The 17,109-nt window shown below is 61.2% G+C and carries 15 protein-coding genes; 8 read left to right on the top strand and 7 right to left on the bottom strand.

The genetic code is table 11. The features are described 5' to 3' along the window. Nucleotides 1–49 precede the first annotated feature (49 nt). Both clpB and HK20_RS02460 read right to left on the bottom strand, forming a co-directional pair. A complete protein-coding gene (gene clpB / locus HK20_RS02465; RefSeq protein ID WP_086645504.1) occupies nucleotides 50–2,665 on the bottom strand; it encodes an ATP-dependent chaperone ClpB in 2,616 nt (871 codons plus the stop codon). Between the two features lie 242 nt (nucleotides 2,666–2,907). Continuing rightward, complete coding sequence (locus HK20_RS02460) at nucleotides 2,908–3,516, bottom strand: superoxide dismutase (protein ID WP_086645503.1); 609 nt, start codon at nucleotides 3,514–3,516, stop codon at nucleotides 2,908–2,910. 244 nt (nucleotides 3,517–3,760) lie between these two features. On the opposite strand from HK20_RS02460, the gene HK20_RS02455 reads away from it, so the two are divergent. Continuing rightward, nucleotides 3,761–4,531 (top strand): squalene/phytoene synthase family protein, encoded by a 771-nt coding sequence (locus tag HK20_RS02455; RefSeq protein ID WP_086645502.1) that lies wholly within the window; start codon nucleotides 3,761–3,763, stop codon nucleotides 4,529–4,531. A 24-nt stretch (nucleotides 4,532–4,555) separates the two neighbouring features. Here HK20_RS02455 and HK20_RS02450 read toward each other — a convergent pair whose 3' ends face one another. Further along, nucleotides 4,556–5,431, bottom strand: coding sequence for an NAD(P)-dependent oxidoreductase (locus HK20_RS02450; RefSeq protein WP_086645501.1), 876 nt, complete (start codon nucleotides 5,429–5,431; stop codon nucleotides 4,556–4,558). Nucleotides 5,432–5,550: 119 nt separating this feature from the next. Here HK20_RS02450 and HK20_RS02445 point away from each other — a divergent pair, with 119 nt between their 5' ends. Then, nucleotides 5,551–6,180: a sulfite oxidase heme-binding subunit YedZ gene (locus tag HK20_RS02445; protein ID WP_086645500.1), complete on the top strand. Its 630-nt coding sequence runs from the start codon at nucleotides 5,551–5,553 to the stop codon at nucleotides 6,178–6,180. Between the two features lie 53 nt (nucleotides 6,181–6,233). On the opposite strand, the gene HK20_RS02440 is transcribed toward HK20_RS02445, so the two are convergent. Further along, complete coding sequence (locus tag HK20_RS02440) at nucleotides 6,234–7,691, bottom strand: SulP family inorganic anion transporter (RefSeq protein ID WP_086645499.1); 1,458 nt, start codon at nucleotides 7,689–7,691, stop codon at nucleotides 6,234–6,236. A gap of 163 nt (nucleotides 7,692–7,854) precedes the next feature. Here HK20_RS02440 and lpxB point away from each other — a divergent pair, with 163 nt between their 5' ends. Next, complete coding sequence (gene lpxB, locus HK20_RS02435) at nucleotides 7,855–9,033, top strand: lipid-A-disaccharide synthase (protein WP_086645498.1); 1,179 nt, start codon at nucleotides 7,855–7,857, stop codon at nucleotides 9,031–9,033. Nucleotides 9,034–9,044: 11 nt separating this feature from the next. Here lpxB and hisI read toward each other — a convergent pair whose 3' ends face one another. The 3 genes from hisI to HK20_RS02420 all read right to left on the bottom strand — a co-directional run bounded on the left by hisI (nucleotide 9,045) and on the right by HK20_RS02420 (nucleotide 11,353). Then, nucleotides 9,045–9,476 carry a phosphoribosyl-AMP cyclohydrolase gene (gene hisI, locus HK20_RS02430; RefSeq protein WP_086645497.1) on the bottom strand — a complete coding sequence of 144 codons (432 nt, stop codon included), beginning with the start codon at nucleotides 9,474–9,476 and terminating at the stop codon, nucleotides 9,045–9,047. Then, the gene (locus HK20_RS02425) at nucleotides 9,473–10,354 is read right to left on the bottom strand and encodes a folate-binding protein YgfZ (RefSeq protein ID WP_086645496.1); all 882 of its coding nucleotides are present in this window, start codon (nucleotides 10,352–10,354) and stop codon (nucleotides 9,473–9,475) included. The genes hisI and HK20_RS02425 overlap by 4 nt, the downstream gene beginning before the upstream one ends. An 84-nt stretch (nucleotides 10,355–10,438) precedes the next feature. Then, a complete protein-coding gene (locus HK20_RS02420) occupies nucleotides 10,439–11,353 on the bottom strand; it encodes a glycosyltransferase family 9 protein (RefSeq protein WP_086645495.1) in 915 nt (304 codons plus the stop codon). 165 nt (nucleotides 11,354–11,518) lie between these two features. On the opposite strand from HK20_RS02420, the gene HK20_RS02415 reads away from it, so the two are divergent. The 5 genes from HK20_RS02415 to HK20_RS02395 all read left to right on the top strand — a co-directional run bounded on the left by HK20_RS02415 (nucleotide 11,519) and on the right by HK20_RS02395 (nucleotide 17,089). Beyond that, nucleotides 11,519–11,908, top strand: coding sequence for a hypothetical protein (locus tag HK20_RS02415; RefSeq protein ID WP_086645494.1), 390 nt, complete (start codon nucleotides 11,519–11,521; stop codon nucleotides 11,906–11,908). A 156-nt stretch (nucleotides 11,909–12,064) separates the two neighbouring features. After that, a complete protein-coding gene (locus HK20_RS02410; RefSeq protein WP_086645493.1) occupies nucleotides 12,065–12,760 on the top strand; it encodes a tetratricopeptide repeat protein in 696 nt (231 codons plus the stop codon). A gap of 4 nt (nucleotides 12,761–12,764) precedes the next feature. Further along, entirely contained in the window at nucleotides 12,765–14,159 is a 1,395-nt protein-coding gene (locus HK20_RS02405; RefSeq protein ID WP_086645492.1) for a PQQ-binding-like beta-propeller repeat protein, read from the top strand. A 13-nt stretch (nucleotides 14,160–14,172) separates the two neighbouring features. Beyond that, a complete protein-coding gene (der, locus tag HK20_RS02400) occupies nucleotides 14,173–15,588 on the top strand; it encodes a ribosome biogenesis GTPase Der (RefSeq protein WP_086645679.1) in 1,416 nt (471 codons plus the stop codon). Between the two features lie 109 nt (nucleotides 15,589–15,697). Further along, nucleotides 15,698–17,089 carry an MFS transporter gene (locus HK20_RS02395; RefSeq protein ID WP_086645491.1) on the top strand — a complete coding sequence of 464 codons (1,392 nt, stop codon included), beginning with the start codon at nucleotides 15,698–15,700 and terminating at the stop codon, nucleotides 17,087–17,089. Nucleotides 17,090–17,109 lie beyond the last annotated feature (20 nt).

The following is a 17,109-nucleotide window of genomic DNA, read 5'->3' as shown; positions in this document are numbered from 1 at the left end:
TGCGCCCTCCCGTTTTTTTATGTGCTGCTAACAGGCCGGGGTATCCGGGTTAGTAGGCAGGTTCAGGCTCTGTGGCGGCCTGACCGTTAATCAGCAGGCCATCCCCGTTGGCAGAAATATTGACGGTTTCGCCGTCATGGATCGTGCCTTCAAGTAGCTGCCCGGCCAGCGGGTTTTGCAGGTTGCGCTGGATAACCCTTTTAAGGGGGCGCGCACCATAAACCGGGTCGTATCCTTCATTCGCCAGCCAGGTTTCGGCCAGATTATCCAGATGCAGGCCAATCTTGCGGTCTTCGAGCAGTTTTTGCAGGCGGCTGATCTGAATATCCACAATTTTGGTCATATCCACCCTCTGGAGGCGCGAGAAGAGGATAACCTCATCCAGACGGTTCAGGAACTCGGGGCGGAAGTGCTCACGCACCACCTTCATAACCTGTGCCTGCACCATGGCTGGGGTATCCCCATCCGGCTGGTTGGCCAGATATTCGGAGCCGAGGTTGCTGGTCAGGATGATCAGCGTATTGCGGAAGTCTACCGTGCGGCCCTGACCATCGGTCAGGCGGCCATCATCAAGCACTTGCAGCAGAATGTTGAATACATCCTCATGCGCCTTTTCCACCTCGTCAAACAGGATGACCTGATAAGGGCGGCGGCGCACGGCTTCGGTCAGCACGCCACCTTCTTCATACCCCACATAGCCCGGAGGTGCGCCGACCAGACGGGCCACGGCGTGCTTTTCCATGAACTCGCTCATGTCAATGCGCAGCAGGGCTTTGTCATCGTCAAACAGGAAGCGGGCGAGTGCTTTGGTCAGCTCCGTTTTGCCAACACCCGTCGGACCGAGGAACAGGAACGACCCGATCGGGCGGTTGGGGTCCTGCAAACCGGCGCGGGCACGGCGTACGGCGTTGGCAACCGCACGCAGGGCGGGTTCCTGCCCCACAACGGATTTGCGCAGCTCGTCTTCCATCCGCAGCAGTTTGGCGCGTTCGCCTTCCAGCATCCGGTCCACGGGCACACCCGTCCAGCGCGAGACAACCGAGGCAATGCCCTGATCCGTCACCGCTTCGGAGACAAGGTTCGCGCTTTTTGCTTCCTGTTCCTCCGTCTGCTGGGCGCTGGCAATCTGGCTTTGCAGGTTGGGAATAACGCCATACATCAGCTCGGAGGCGCGTTGCAGGTCGCCCTTGCGCTGAGCCACTTCCACATCGGAGCGGGCCTGATCAAGCTGTTCCTGCAATTTCTGCACCGCATGCACGCGGTCTTTTTCCGCATGCCATGTGGCGCTGAGCGTGTTGGATTTTTCTTCCAGATCAGCCAGTTCGGCCTCAACGGATTCCAGCCGGTCCTTGCTTGCGGTGTCGTCTTCCTTGCGCAGTGCTTCCCGCTCGATCTTGAGCTGGATAATGCGGCGGTCCAGTTCGTCCAGCTCTTCGGGTTTGCTGTCGATCTGCATACGCAGCCGGCTTGCGGCTTCGTCTATCAGGTCGATGGCCTTGTCGGGCAGAAAGCGGTCCGTGATGTAGCGGTTGGACAGGGTTGCCGCGGCGACCAGTGCCCCGTCGGTAATGCGCACACCATGGTGCAGCTCGTATTTTTCCTTGATCCCACGCAGGATGGAAATGGTATCAGCCACGGAAGGCTCGCCCACATAAACGGGCTGGAAGCGGCGGGCGAGCGCTGCGTCTTTTTCAATATACTTGCGGTACTCGTCCAGCGTGGTAGCGCCAATGCAGTGCAGCGTGCCGCGCGCCAGTTCAGGCTTGATCAGGTTGGAGGCATCCATGGCGCCGTCGGTCCGGCCTGCGCCGACCAGCGTGTGCATTTCATCAATGAACAGGATGACCTGCCCTTCAGCGGACTCAATTTCCTTGAGCACAGCTTTCAGGCGTTCTTCAAACTCACCACGATATTTGGCACCGGCCACCAGCGCGCCCATGTCGAGCGAGAGGAGTTTTTTGTTTTTAAGCGCTTCGGGCACATCGCCATTAACAATGCGTTGGGCCAGACCTTCCACAATGGCGGTCTTACCCACACCGGGTTCGCCAATCAGCACAGGGTTGTTCTTGCTGCGGCGGGCCAGAACCTGAATGGCGCGGCGGATTTCCTCATCCCGGCCAATAACCGGGTCCAGTTTGCCCTGCTGGGCAACTTCGGTCACGTCCCGCGCATATTTCTTCAGCGCGTCAAAATTGGCTTCAGCGTTTTCGCTGGTCACTGTGCGTCCCTTGCGGATGGTGGCTATGGCTTTTTCCAGCGCATCGGGGGTGGCGCCGTTGGTTTTGAGCGCCTCACCCGCCGCGCCGCTGGTTGCGGCAAGGGCTACCAGCAGGCGGTCCTGCGCGACAAAGCTGTCGCCTGCCTTCTGGGCGATCTGTTCGGCGGAATCCAGTGCGCGCACCAGGTCCGGGGTAGCTGCTGGCTGGCCAGCGCCCCCACCCTGTACCTTGGGCAGTTTGGCCAGTGCCTGCTCGTTGGCAGCACGGACCGCATCGGGGTTGCCACCGGCTGCACGGATCAGGGCCGACGCAGCGCCTTCCTCATCATCAAGCATGGCTTTGAGCAGGTGCTCGGGCGTAAGCTGCTGGTTAAAATCGCGCAGGGCAATGGTCTGTGCTGCCTGCAGAAAACCGCGTGAGCGTTCGGTAAATTTTGCAATATCCATAATATCCCTCTTGTCCCTTTATCGTAGGCGACTGAAGGCCTTGCCCCATCCCGCTTTGCGGCAACGGAAGGCAGGGTCTGTCGTGTTGACACCTCTAAGATTGGAAGGCCCAACAGCACAATCAAGGGGGATGTGTGCATATGTCGCACACCCTATGGAATGGCCGATATGAAAAAAGGCGGAGCCCTGTGGGAGCCCCGCCTTTTTTACACCAGACCGGCTTGGGGCCGGTGGCTTTGCACTCAGGCCGCGTTCAGCTGGGCTTCGGCAAATTCATAGTTTGCCAGTTTGTCCAGGAAGTTGGTGATGTAGTCCGGGCGACGGTTGCGGAAGTCCAGGTAGTAGGAGTGTTCCCACACGTCGGCCGTCAGCAGTGCCGTGCCCTGACCTTCGGCCAGCGGGTTGGTGCCGTTGGGGGTTTTGGTAATGGCCAGCTTGCCGTCCTTGCCCAGCACCAGCCAAGCCCAGCCAGACCCGAACTGGGAGATGGCGGCCTTGCGGAATTCTTCCTTGAAGGTGTCGATGCTGCCAAAGTCTGCGGTAATTTTGGCCCCAAGCTTTTCGGGCATGGCACCGCCAGAGGTGGACAGGCTGTTCCAGAAGAACGAGTGGTTCCAATGCTGGCCAGCATTGTTGAACAGGCCGGTCAGGTCAGCCTTGCCGTGTGCGGCCAGAATAATGTCTTCCAAAGACTTGCCAGCAAGGTCGGGCTTGCCTTCGAGCAGCGTGTTCAGGGTGTTCACGTAAGCCAGATGATGCTTGCCGTGGTGGAACTCAAGCGTTTCCTGGCACATGCCGCGTGCGGCAAGGGCATTGGGGGCGAAGGGGAGGGTTGGCAGTTCAAAAGCCATGACATAACTCCGTCGTATCAAGCAGGGCGTGTCAAAAACGCGCCTGTCCAGAGCTATGGGCGTGCCATATGGCACAGAGCCAGCGGGTGGTGGCCCGATGTCTCTTTTCCCTTGCTCACGGAAACTTGCCCTGCTGGTGGGGGTGGGGTGGCGCGGCAGTCCGTAAGGAAAGCTATATGTGCATTACGCATGAAACAGCATGAATTTGCAACATGCCACCGGGTAAGAGAAGTAGGATACAGCCATGAACACCCCTCCATCACACACCGATATGCAGGCATTGGCGGGGCTTGCAGCGGGGGATGCGGACAGGCTGCTCTGTGCGCGTTTTCTGCCCGCATCTGCACAGCCGGGCGGGCTTGTTCTGCTGGCGTTCCATAACGAGCTGATTCGCGTGCTGGCCCCGGCCCGCTCGGCTGCGGTGGCCGGGCCCATGGCCGGGCTGATCCGCCTGCAATGGTGGCGCGAGGTGCTGGAAAAGACCCGCGCCCCCGAGCACATTCTAGCCCCTTTTCTGCTGGGGATGATGGCATGCGGGCAGGCCCGGCTGGCCACACTGCTCCGCCTTGTTCACTCTTGCGAGATGGAACTGACCGGCGCGCGTGATCAACCGGCATGGGAGGGCATGATGCGTGATGGCCCCGGAGCACTGCAGCGCGCAACAGGCGAACTGCTGGGGGTGGAAGACCCCGCCATCCTGCTCAGGCTGGAGGCCTGTGGCATGGCCTATGGAGCAGGGGCCATGCTGCGGCACTGGCCCGTGCTCCAGCAATCAGGGCGGTTTATATGGCCCGCTCAGCAGGAGGCGCTCAGGTTACAGGGGCAGGCATGGCTGGCGGCGCTGGACTGGCCCCATCTGCCTGCGCCTTTTCGCCTTGCTGCTCTGCCTGCCATACTGGCCAAGCGGGACCTTGCCGGGACCGCCCGGCAGGCCGGGCAGCCCCGTGGGCTGGGGGACCGCGCCGCACTCATGTGGCAGGGTATTAAAGCCCTGCGTGCGTTTGAGCGCGACTGAACGGCTTGGAGTGCCGTAAAACCCTTACGGGTCGTTGGCCACAATGTTTTCCAGTACCCCGATCAGGGCGGAGTAGTCTGCATCTGCTGCGGCGCGGCGGGTCAGGGAGAGTTCCTGCGTGACTGCGGCCATGGTGGGTACGGGCACGGCCAGACGGGCACAGGCATCAAGCAGCAGGCGCATGTCCTTCTGCATGAGCCGGGTGGGGAACTGGGGCGAAAAATCCCCTTCCTTGGCCATTTTGATCTTGCGTTTGTGGTGGGGGGAGATCACGGCCATGTTATCCAGCGCATCAAACAGCATGGTGCGGTCAAGCCCTGCGGCCAGACCATAGGCAATGCCTTCGGCCACGGCGGCCAGCCCGGCTCCCATAATCCCGTTAATAACCAGCTTGAGCCGTGCGCCACTGCCTGCCGGGCCTGCATGAATGGTCAGGCGGCCAATGGCGTCAAACACCGGTTTGGCGCGGGCCATGTCATCCTCACTGCCGCCAGCAAGTACCACCAGGTTTGCGCTGTCCGCCTCGGGCGTGCTGCCAGAAACCGGACAGTCCACAACGCTGATTTTCAGCTTCTGGCCCGCATCCAGCAAGGCCTGTGCGGCTTCGGGGGAGACGGAGCTTGTGTTCAGTAACAGCCCGCCCTCTGGCATGCCGGCCAGCGCGCCCTGCGGGCCGTACATGCTGGCACTCAGGGCCTCATCATCCGGGACGCACACAAGAACAATATCAGCCGTTTTGGCAACATCTGCCGGGCTGGGCAGAAAGGCGGTGTTTTCGTCCCCCCCCTTGCCGGAGGGCGTGTAAGCCACGGCTGCAAACCCTGCTTTTTTCAGGTTTGCGGCCATGCGGCTGGCCATTGCGCCAAACCCGATAAAACCGATTGTCTTTGCTGTGCTCATGGTATCAGAGACTCCTGCATGTTCTTGCGTATTATGGACATAACGCACAAACTCCTTTCAAGGTTAAGGCGCATGGCCTGAATGCGCTGTCAGGCACCCCGGAAGAATAAAGGCTGATCATGGCTCCACTTGTTGCCGGTCGCGCGCGGCGCAAAAACCTGTCGCCACTGGCACGGCAGGTTCTGCTTTACGGCCTGTTCCTGCTCCCCGCCGTGTTTGATCTGGTGGAAGGGTGGCTGGGCTGGCTGGGGCCAAGGCCTTACCGCGAATGCCTGCATGACTTTGGGCGTTATGCGTTCCGCTTCCTGCTGGTTTCGCTCATGGTGACACCCTTGCGGCGCTTTACCAGAATTAACCTCATCCTCTACCGCAGGCCGCTGGGGTTGCTGGCCTTTACCTATGCGGCCCTGCACGTCACACTCTACCTGACATGGGCGCGCGGGCTGAACCCGGCCCTGATCTGGACGGATTTTACCACCCGTCCGTTCCTCAGCTTTGGTCTGCTGGCTTTTGTTATCCTGTGCGTGCTGGCGGCTACCTCCACGCGCAAGTCCATTATGCGGCTGGGCAAGCGGTGGGCTCCGCTGCACAAAACGGTTTACGTGGCTATGGTGCTGGCCTGCGTGCACTACAGCATTGCCTTTAAGGTCTGGCACGTTGAGCCATTTATTTACGCAGCCATAGCAGCGGCCGTGCTGGCAACGCGCCTGCTCCCCAAAGCACAAAAAAGCCGCCCGACCCCGGTTTAGGGGCGGGGCGGCTTTGGGCCGTGCCGGGCTGTGTGGCGCTGGGTTTTGTGCGCTCAGGCCAGCAGGTTGGGGTGCCCCAGTGTTGCCAGCAGCTTTGCCGCGCGTGCATCGGCATGGAGGATGGTAACGGTTTTGCCGCGCCCTTCCAGCCGGGTGGCGGTTTTTTCCAGCGTGTCTGCCGCGCTGATGTCCCATAGCTGGGCGTCGGCCAGATCAATCACCACGTTTTTTGCGGGGCCCTGAAAATCCACGGCATCGGTCAGCACGCTGGTTGAGGCAAAAAAGAGCTGGCCGCGTACATGGTAGGTGCGGGTTGTGCCATCGGGCGTATCCTCCGCTCTGACCTGCACCAGCTTCATGACCTGAAACGAGAAGAACAGACCATTCAGCAACACGCCGCAGCCAACACCAGCGGCCAGATCATGTGTCAGCACAACCACTACAACGGTTGCCAGCATAACGGTGGAAGACAGCTTGGGGTGGGCCACTAGCTCGCGCAGGGATGACCACGAAAATGTGCTGATGGATACCATGATCATGATAGCCACAAGGGCTGCCACCGGCACCTGAGCAACAAAGCGGTGCATGGCGACAAGCAACAGCAGCAGAAAAGCCCCCGCCGTAAAGGTGGACAGGCGGCCCCAGCCACCGTAGCGCAGGTTGCCCACGGTCTGGCCGATCATGCCGCAACCGGCCATGCCGCCAAACAGGCCCACAAAAATATTGGAAATACCCAGCCCCGTGCACTCCATGCGCTTGCTGGAATGGGTGTCGGTCAACTCATCCACCACCGTTGCGGTCATGAGCGATTCCAAAAGCCCGACCATGGCCATGGCAAAGGCATAGGGCAGTACAATCTGGAATGTGCCCCAGGTCAGGGGTACCTGCGGCCATGTCAGGTGTGGCAGCCCCGTGGGTAGCGCCCCAAGGTCGGCCACAACATGAATGGGCATGGGAACGGCAAGGCTGATCCCGGTCAGCACCAGAATGCAGATAAGGGGGGAGGGAACAGCCGTGCTCAGCCGTGGCAGCAGGTAAACAATGGCCAGCCCAAGGGCGATCAGGGCGTAGGTGTGCCACGTCACATGCAGCATCTGCGGGATCTGGGCAGAAAAAATAAGAATGGCTAGCGCGTTGACAAAACCCGTCGCCACCTCGCGCGAGACAAAGCGCATCATGCTTTGCAGCCGCAACAGCCCGAACAGCACCTGCATACCCCCGGCCAGCAGGGTTGCCAGCAGCAGGTACTGCAACCCATGCCCGTGCACCAGATCCGCCGCAACCAGCGCGACCGATCCAGCGGCCCCCGAGATCATGCCCGGCCTGCCGCCCGTTATGGCAATGGCAATGCTGATAACGAACGAGGCAAAAAGCCCCACTTCCGGCGCAACCCCCGCCACGTAGGAAAAAGCGATAACTTCGGGGATAAGGGCAAAGGTGCCGACCATGCCGGCCAGAACGTTACGGACGGGTTGTTCCGTCCATTCACGCACATACTGCTGAACACTCACGAGGCAGAAAATATCCTGTAAACTAGGGTGGATGGTTTGGTGCTCCCAGCCATAAACCGGACTTTTTATGTGCGGAAAGGTTTTTCTTTGCGGATCATTGCTTGCACATTCCCTGTTTGGCCGGAATGGTGGTGTGCCTGCATTGTGTTTTTGGTGCGTGAAGATGCTTGAACTGCCCCCTCCATCCCCCCTTGTATGGATCCTTGCCGGAGAGGCGAGCGGGGATGTGCTGGGTGCCCGGCTGATGCACGCACTCCGCGCGCGCAACCCGCATATCCGTTTTGCCGGGGTAGGGGGTACGCGCATGGCGCAGGAAGGGCTTGCCAGCCTTTTTCCAATGCGGGATCTGGCGGTTATGGGGCTGGTGGAAATCCTGCCCCGCGTGCGCCAGCTTTCGCGTAGGCTTAATCAGGCTGTGGCGGATATTGCGGCCCAAAAACCCGATCTGGTGATTACCATAGACAGCCCCGGCTTTGCCCTGCGCCTGCTCCGGCGGATTGCGGGTATGGGTATGTTGCGCGTGCATTACGTGGCCCCGCAGGTATGGGCATGGCGGCAGAAAAGGGTGCGCAAGTTCCCCGGTCTTTGGGACGAACTGCTATGCCTGCTCCCGTTTGAGGAAGAATTTTTTGGCAGGCACGGCCTGAAAACCCGCTTTGTGGGGCACCCCGTCCTGCAATCCGGTGCGCAGGAGGGCGATGCCGCCCGGTTCAGGGCACGGCACGGACTGGCGGATAACGCACGGGTGCTGGTGCTGATGCCCGGCAGCCGCCGCTCGGAAGTGCCAAGGCTGCTGCCCGTATTCGGGCAGATGCTGGCCCTGCTCCGTACCAGCATGCCCGATGTGGTGCCCGTTGTGCCGGTATCCCCCGTGGTGGCGGCTACTGTTGAGCAGGCCGTGCATAACTGGCCCGTTCGCCCGATTGTGGTGACAGATGTGGACGACAAGCATGACGCATTTGCCGCAGCCGGGGCGGCTTTGACCAAATCAGGCACCTCCACGCTGGAACTGGCATTGGCTGGTGTGCCCATGGCGGTAACATACCGGGTTAACCCCCTTACGGCGTTTATGGCGCGCAGGCTTATCCGGGTGCCCTATGTGGCTATGGTCAACCTGCTTGCAGGCCGGGCCGTTGTGCCCGAACTGTTGCAGGAAAACTGCGCGCCAGACGTGCTGGCGCGCGCGGTGCAGACACTGTTTGAAAACCCCACCGTGGCTCAGGCCCAGAAGGCGGCCTTTGCCTCGGTCCTGCACGGGCTGGAGGGGCCGGGGGGGAGCCTGCCGGCAGACGCCGCGGCATCTGCGGTGCTGGACCTGCTGGCCGCACGGGGGCAGCCGTAAGGGGCTACCCTTCAGGCGTGAGTGTGGCCGTGGGTTTTATAAAGCTCGGCGGGGTCAATTTCAGGCTTGGTCAGTTCAAGCAGCCCGGTGGGGGAGAACGCGCGGTAAAAGCAGCTTCTGCGCCCGGTGTGGCAGGCAACGCCAATCTGGTTGACTAGCAGCAGAACGGCGTCTGCATCACAGTCCAGCCGTGCTTCGTGCAGGTGCTGGACCTGACCGGATGTCTCGCCTTTACGCCACAGTTTTTTGCGGCTGCGCGAGTAGTAGCAGACGCGCCCGCTCAGCAGTGTTTCACGCAGGGCTTCGGCATTCATCCATGCAATCATCAGCACTTCGCCCGTGTCATGCTGCTGGGCAATGGCGGCAATCAGGCCGGAAGCATCGTATTTGACTGTGCTGAGCATGGCATCAAGCACTGCGGCATCGGGTGCGGTGTAGGTCATGGTTTGTCCGGTGTGGTGGCGGAGGGTTCTGGTGGTGTGCCAAGGGCTGGTAGCAGCCACGCAGGGGGGCGGGCAACCACGTTATGGTCAAGGCAGGTCAGGGGTTTGTCGGCCATGTCCACCTTGAGCAGTGCTAGCCCGATATGATCGCGCGAGGAGCGCAGGGTGCCAACCTCCTGCCCGTTATGCAGGATGGCGGTACCCGGCGCGGGCAGGGGGGCGGTGGCGGCAATGGGTACAAGGCGGCGTTTGAGCAGCGTGCGGTAGTGCATGCGGGCTGTGACTTCCTGCCCCATGTAGCACCCCTTTTTCCAGGCAATGCCGCCAAGCAGGTCCATGTTGGCTTCGGCCGCCAGTGTGCGGCCCTGTTCGCAGTCCTGTACGCCATCCGGCAGGCCAAGGGCCAGGCGGTGCAGGTCATAGTCCAGCTGGGTGGCGGTCTGCTCCGTAGTGGCAGGTGGGTCTATCAGCCGCCAGCCTGCGGCGGGCAGTCTGGGGTCTGCAACGCTTATTGCGTTTTCCAGCAAGGTGGCCTCGGGCCTGTTGCCCCATGCGGCATAAACGGGGAGTGCCGTCAGTTCCATCTGCACATCCGAGCGGAGCCGGAAGCGCATGAGCTGTGTGCGCAGGGCTTCGGCCTGCTCGGTGGCGCAGTCCAGTAGCAGGCAGGTATCATCCGGGTCGGGTATGGCAAAAAAATCTGCCTGCCAGCGGCCCTGTGGGGTCAGGCATGCGGCCCATGCGGCCTGGGCCGGTTGCAGGGCTTCAATATCTGCCGTGACCAGCCCTTGCAGAAACCGTACACGGTCCGCACCGGAAAGCTTGAGAACAGTCCGGCCCTCAAGCCGGGTAATATGGGATGGGGCGGGTAATGGCATGGTGTGGTGTCCTTTTATGCAAGGATGCAGGCCGTTGGTGCAAACTCTAGACCGGGTGGGGCAATGGGGCCATAGGCAGGCTGTTCACGTCCGGCTTTGCCGCAAAAGTGCCAGAGCCGCATGGGCGACGCGCTCCACACTTAACCCCGCAATGGGAGCCAGTCCTTCCGGCCCCGGTGCCTCTACCCAGTGTGTCATGGCGCCGGTGGGGGCATATTCCGATGCGCGGGACGGGCCGAACAGCCCCAGTGTGGGCGTGCCTGCCGCAGCGGCCAGATGCATTAACCCGGAATCGTTACCAATATACAAAGCACAACGGGCCAGCATGGCGGCGGTTTCGGTCAGGGCAAACCGTCCTCCGGCATCTATGGCGTGGGGCAGGGCGTGCAGCACGGGGCGGGCCAGTTCCGCCTCCTGCGGGCCGGGGCCATAAAAAATGGCAGGGCGGGCCTGGGGGTACGTGGCGGCAAGCTGCTGCCACAGGGGCAGGTAGTGCTCTGTCGGCCAGATTTTGCCGTGCCAGTTGGCCGTGGGGCCAAGGGCAATAACCGGTGCATCCGGCGTGTATGGCGGTATAACCTGCGCGGCAGCCTGCTGGTCGGCATTGTTGAGCCATACCGTAGGGTGCGGAGCGGGGGAAAGACCGAGCAGGGCCCCCAGATGCCCCACCCGCCTGCCGGGCCTGCGCCCCCCACGCATGACAAACCGCCGCCCCGAGCGCAGGGCAAAACTGATGATTGAGCCGCGCAGGTCCACGGTCATGTCCCAGCGGGTGGGGGCGCAGGTTTTCCACAAATCCAGCCAGTGCAGGTCGTAGCGGCGTTTGTGCATGACCAGAACCCGCTCGAGTCCGGGCATGTGGCTGAACAGCCCGGCGGCAACCGGCCCGCAGGCAACGGTTATGCGCGCATTGGGCCATTGCTGTATTAATGTGTTGAGAATACCGGTGGAAAGCACCGCATCCCCCAGACGGGTGGCCGTAATAAAAAGAATGCGCATGCAATCAGGCTATACTGTCTCTTTGTCTCTTTTCCAAGCAGAGCAGATATGGACATTTGCGCGGCATATGCCAGAAGATGGAGCGTTACAGCGCAGGCTGGCCCGCTCCAGTGGAGCAGGTCGCCCGCGTAGGTCCACTGTCTGGGCAATAAGGGTATTTTGGCAATGTTGCAGAAAGGTTTTTTGCTGGCTTCCGTCGGGGGGCTGGTGGCTATGGTTGCATGTGTTCCCGCCCATGCGGCCGAGCGGGCGTGGGTGCCCACCACCTGTGGTGCGGAACCGCAGGCCCCTGCGGTCGATGTTTCCAGTGTGGAAAAATATAATGCCAGCGTGGACAAGGTCAGCGCTTACGAAAAAGCCGCCCGGACCTATAACGCCTGTGTCTCCAAGACTGCGGTGAAGGAAGAAACCGCAATCAGCAACGACGCGCGGGATAAAATTGCCTATATTCATGATGGCAGTACCGCTGTGCAGCAGCGCATCGGGGCTAATTTTACCCAGCTGACAACCGCGCTCAAAGCGGGTGGCACCAAGTTGCAGAAAGCAGCGCACTAAACGCTTTTGGGCTTTTGCCGTGCAGCCTGTTGGGCCGTAAGGCAGTATAACAGGCGCACAACAAACACGCTGCGCCTTGTATGATGCGTCCGGCTGGGGCAGATATGCCATAATACGGACAGGCATGTATTGGCAGGAACAGGAACGGGCCGGATCGTGGCAGAGGATATTTACCGGGAAGTTGACGAAGAGCTGAAGGCTGAACGCATGCGTGCGGTTGCCCGGCGTTATGCCGGTGTGGCTGTTGCCGCTGTGGTGGCCGTTGTGGCTGGCGCGGGCCTGTGGTCGTGGAAGCTTGCACAGCACAAGGCTCTGGATCAGGCAGCGACAGGCACGTATCTGGCCGCCTTGCGCCAGACCGATCACCTGCCCGATCAGGTGGGCAGCAGCCCCATAACCCTTGTCGGCAAAGCGCAGAGTGGTCTGGAAGCCCTGCAAAAGCTGGCAACATCGAGTGATCAGGGTGTGGCCACACTGGCCCGGATGCAGGAAGCCGCCGTGCAGGCCGCCCGGGGCGATGCCCCCGCCGCACTGGCCGCATGGAACGCAGTGCAGGATAACCCCGCAGCCGACCCGGCCCTGCGCAGCATTGCAACCCTGCTATGGTGCCAGCATCAGCTTGATACGGGGGATATTCCGACCCTGCGCTCGCGCCTTTCCCTGCTGACCGGGCCGGGCAAGGCCTGGAACGGCCTTGCCGTGGAGGCGCTGGCTGTTCTGGATGTGCGCGAAGGGCATAGGGATGATGCCCGCAAAAAACTGTCTGCCCTTGTGGATTCGGGCGAAACACCGGCAGGTGTACGCAACCGCGCACAGGATATGATGCAGGCCCTTGATCCGTCAGCAGGATAAAACCATGAGCAGCAAAACATATACGGGCGGCGCAGCCCGCTCCGGCCTTACCCGCAGGAGCCTGCTGGCCGGGGCAGCCCTTGCCCCCACACTGGCCGCTTGTGGTGATGACGACGATAAAAAACCCCTGCTGGCCGGGCACCGTACGGATGTCCTGTCATCAGGTGCTGGGCTGATGGTGGATAAGGAAGACCGCACAGCCATTACGCTGCCCGCACCTGTTACGGTTTCCGAGTGGCCGATCAGTGGCCGCGTGCCGGAGCATACGGGCAGCAACTACGCGTGGGGCGGGCTTAAGCGCCGCTGGAAGCATAGCGTTGGTGCGGGTATTTCCGAGCCGGACTTTATGGCATGGGCAGCCCTTGGCTCGCTGGGGCGGGGTATGCTGTCCTGCCCGCCGGTTATCCATAACGGCCGTTTGTTTATTATGGATGCGCAGGGCGTTATCCGTGCCTTTACATGGCCTGCCATGCGGCATGTGTGGACCTTTAACCCACGCCCCAAGCAGTCGCGTTCGAGCAACACCGGTGGTGGCATCGGGGTTGATGGGGACGTGCTGTATATTGTGGATGGCATTTCGCAGGCTGTTGCCGTTTATGCCGCAACAGGCAAGGTCAAGTGGCGGACCGATGTTGGAACACCCGGTCGTTCCGCCCCGACCATTGCCGAAGGCCGGGTTTATTTTGGCACGATTGATGAGCGCTTTTTTGCGCTTGATGCCGCAACCGGCCATCAGGTCTGGACATATGCTGCCACGGCGGCCGAAACCACGGTGTTTGGCCAAGCCGCTCCCGCCTACGCCAATGGCGTTGTGGTGGCAGGCTTTGGCGGAGGCGACCTGATTGCCTTCCGCGCCGAAAGTGGTGAGGTCGTGTGGAGCGAAATGCTCGGCAATGTTGGCTCACAGGCCAGCACACTCAACCTGAACTGCGTGCGTGGCCTGCCGGTTATTGTGGGCAGCGTTGTGTATGCGATCAGCATGGCGCAGGTGCTGGCTGCGGTGGATATCCGCACCGGCCGCCGTGTGTGGGAGCGTTCCGTTGCCAGCCAGAACAGCATTCTGTGCGTGGGGGAATGGCTGTATGTTGTCTCCCTCGACCAGCAGATCGCCTGTATTGACCGCCTTTCGGGCCATGTGCGCTGGATCACCCAGCTCCGCCGCTTCCGCAAGATCAAGGAAAGCAAGGACATTGTCACATGGTTTGGCCCCATTATGGCGGGTGGCCAGCTTGTGTGCCTGAGCACCCTGCCAGAAAACGGCATGATCCGTATTAACCCGGTAACCGGCGCAATTATCTCTATCGATGCCATGGAGGCCATCTCCTTCGTGCCTCCTATTGTTGTGGACAATCAAATGCTTATCGTAACTAATGACGGAAACCTGATCTCCTATGGTTGAACGTCGCAAGTCCATGCGCCCCCTCCCGCCGATACCGACGGGGGACCTGCCGGTTGTTGTTATTGCCGGACGCCCCAATGTGGGCAAATCCACCCTGTTCAACCGCCTTGTGGGGCGCAGGCAGGCACTGGTGGCCGATACCCCCGGAGTAACTCGTGACCGCAAGGAAGGGGTTGCCCTTGTCCGCGGTCGCCACATACGCCTGATTGATACCGCCGGGCTGGAAGAAGCCGCACCAGACACATTGTTTGGCCGCATGCGCGCCTCGTCCGAAAGTGCTGTGCAGGAAGCGGACCTTATTCTGTTCTGCATAGATGCACGCGCAGGCATTACCCCTGCTGACGAGCATTTTGCCCAGTGGATCCGCCGCCAGAACCGGCCCGTGCTGCTGATCGCCAACAAGGCGGAAGGGCGGCAGGGCACAGCCGCTGCGCTGGAAGCTTACGCACTGGGGCTGGGCGACCCGCTGGGCCTGTCCGCCGAGCACGGCGAAGGCGTGACCGACCTGATGTGGGAGATTGCCGAACGCCTGCCTGCTGACAAGGTGGAGGATGAAGAGGACGAATGGGCTCCCGAACCCGACCTGTCGGAAGAGGATGAAGAGGAGATTCGCCCCAAGGGGCCGCTCAAGGTTGCCATTGTCGGGCGGCCTAATGCGGGCAAGTCCACGCTGCTGAACACCCTGCTGGGTGAAGAGCGCATGATCACCGGCCCCGAACCGGGCCTTACGCGTGATTCCATTGCCGTAACCCTGCATGACGGGGATGACACGTTCGAGATAGTTGATACAGCAGGCCTGCGTAAAAAGGCCCGTATTGATGAAGCCTTGGAAAAAATGTCTGTCTCGGCCTCCATTGAAGCCCTGAAAATGGCGGAAGTGGCTGTGCTGGTGCTGGATGCGACCCTTGGTGTGCATGAGCAGGACCTCCAGATTGCCCGCCTGATCGAGCGGGAAGGACGGGCCTGTGTGCTCGCACTGAACAAGTGGGACGCGGTGGAAGACCGTACGGCCACGCGCAAGGCTATTCTGGACCGGCTGAGCATTTCTCTGGCCCAGATGCGTGGCGTGCCGGTTGTAACCTTTTCTGCCCTGACCGGCTCGGCAGTGCACAAGCTGCTCCCCGCCGTGCGTGAGGCCTGGACCGTATGGAACGCCCGCGTTCCCACAGGTGCGCTCAACCGCTGGTTTGAGGAAATGCTTGAACGCCACCAGCCCCCGCTGGTGGATGGCAGGCGGCTTAAACTGCGTTACATGACGCAGGTTAAATCCCGCCCGCCAACCTTTGTTGTTTTTGGCACCCGAGCCGAGCAGATGCCCGATGATTACAAGCGGTATCTGGTCAATGGCCTGCGTGAAGCGTTTGACCTGCCGGGTGTACCTATTCGGCTGCAAACGCGTGGTACCAAAAACCCGTACGCAAATACCTGACCCCAACGGGTCAGGTTACGCGCAAAAGGGGTATCCGCTGCGGCTTTGTCATGGGCTGACAGCTCTGCCACAGGCAGTGTGCTGCCCCCAGTAAGGAGCCAGAACCAGCATGACGCCCCCCCAGCAGACCCCGCCCCGCCAGCCACCTCCCTCCGATGGTTTGCATGGCTCGGCCAGAAACTGGGCCATGCTGGCGGTTTCTCTTTCGGTTTTTCTGGCGCTGCTCGACTACGCCATTGCCAATGTGGCCCTGCCAGACATTGCGCGAGACCTCAGGGCGTCTTCTTCCTCCTCTATCTGGATCGTTAATGCCTACCAGATGGCCAGTCTGGTTTCTCTGCTGCCGCTGGCAGCCCTTGGGAGCCGGGTGGGGTTTGCGCGGCTGTGCCGGGCGGGCATTCTGCTCTTTATGGTGGCTTCACTCCTGTGCGCCATGGCAACCAGCCTGCCGGTACTGGCCGGTGCGCGGGTGTTGCAGGGCATAGGGGGCGCCTGCATCATGAGCGTGAACATCGCTCTGGTGCGCTTTATTTACCCTTCGGCAGAAATCGGGCGCGGCATGGCCCTTAACGGGCTGGTGGTGGCTCTTGGGGTGGCGTTGGGGCCTACGGCTGCTGCGGGTATTCTTACCTTTGCATCCTGGCCGTGGCTGTTCTGGATCAACCTGCCTTTGGGGGCTGCGGCTCTGGGTATGGCGTTTTACGCCCTGCCCAACACGCCACGCGCGCCCCATATGCCCGACATGACCGGCAGCCTGCTGTGCGTTGTGGCCTTTGGGGCCTGCATTATGGGGGGCGATGGTCTGGCCCATGCGCAGGGCTGGGTTGGCTCTTTGCTGCTGCTGTTATGCGGGCTTATGGCTGGCGTGTGGCTGGTGCGGCGTGAGGTCGGGCTGGCCCAGCCGATCCTGCCGGTTGACCTTTTGCGCCGCCCCGATTTTGCCGTGGCGTTTACCACCGGGTTCTGCGGTTTTATCGCGTCCAATTTTTATATCGTTTCCATGCCCTTTACCCTGCATGACGCGCTGGGCCTTAGCTCTGCCCAGACCGGGCTGCTCATAACTCCGTGGCCTATTGGTATTATGCTCTCGGCCCCGGTTATTCGCCGGGTGGCGGACCGTATTTCGGCCGGGGTTCTGTCTTCCATCGGGCTGGGGCTTACGGCTTCGGGGTTTTTCCTGCTCTGGCAACTGCCTGCCCACCCTGCATTGTGGGACATCGCCTGGCGCACGGCCCTTGCCGGGTGGGGGTTTGGGTGTTTTCAGCCCCCCAACAACCGGGCGATGATGGTTGCCGCCCCCCTACACAGGGCCGGGGGTGCCAGCGGCATGGTGCAGGTGGCCCGTCAGGCCGGGCAGACGGTTGGGGCCATGGGAGTAGCTGCCTTTTTTACCCTCTGGGCAGATGCTGCCAACCGTGAATGCCTGCTGGCCGCCGGGTGTGTGGCTTTGTTTGCTGCACTGCTGAGTGCCAGCCGCCTGCTGGGCGGACGCTCTGCATAATGCCCTATTGCGTGGCAACA

Origin of the sequence: Acetobacter sp. DsW_54, assembly GCF_002153575.1 — a bacterium.
In the GTDB taxonomy this organism is placed as follows: domain Bacteria; phylum Pseudomonadota; class Alphaproteobacteria; order Acetobacterales; family Acetobacteraceae; genus Acetobacter; species Acetobacter fabarum.
This window is presented reverse-complemented; position numbering and strand designations above follow the sequence as displayed.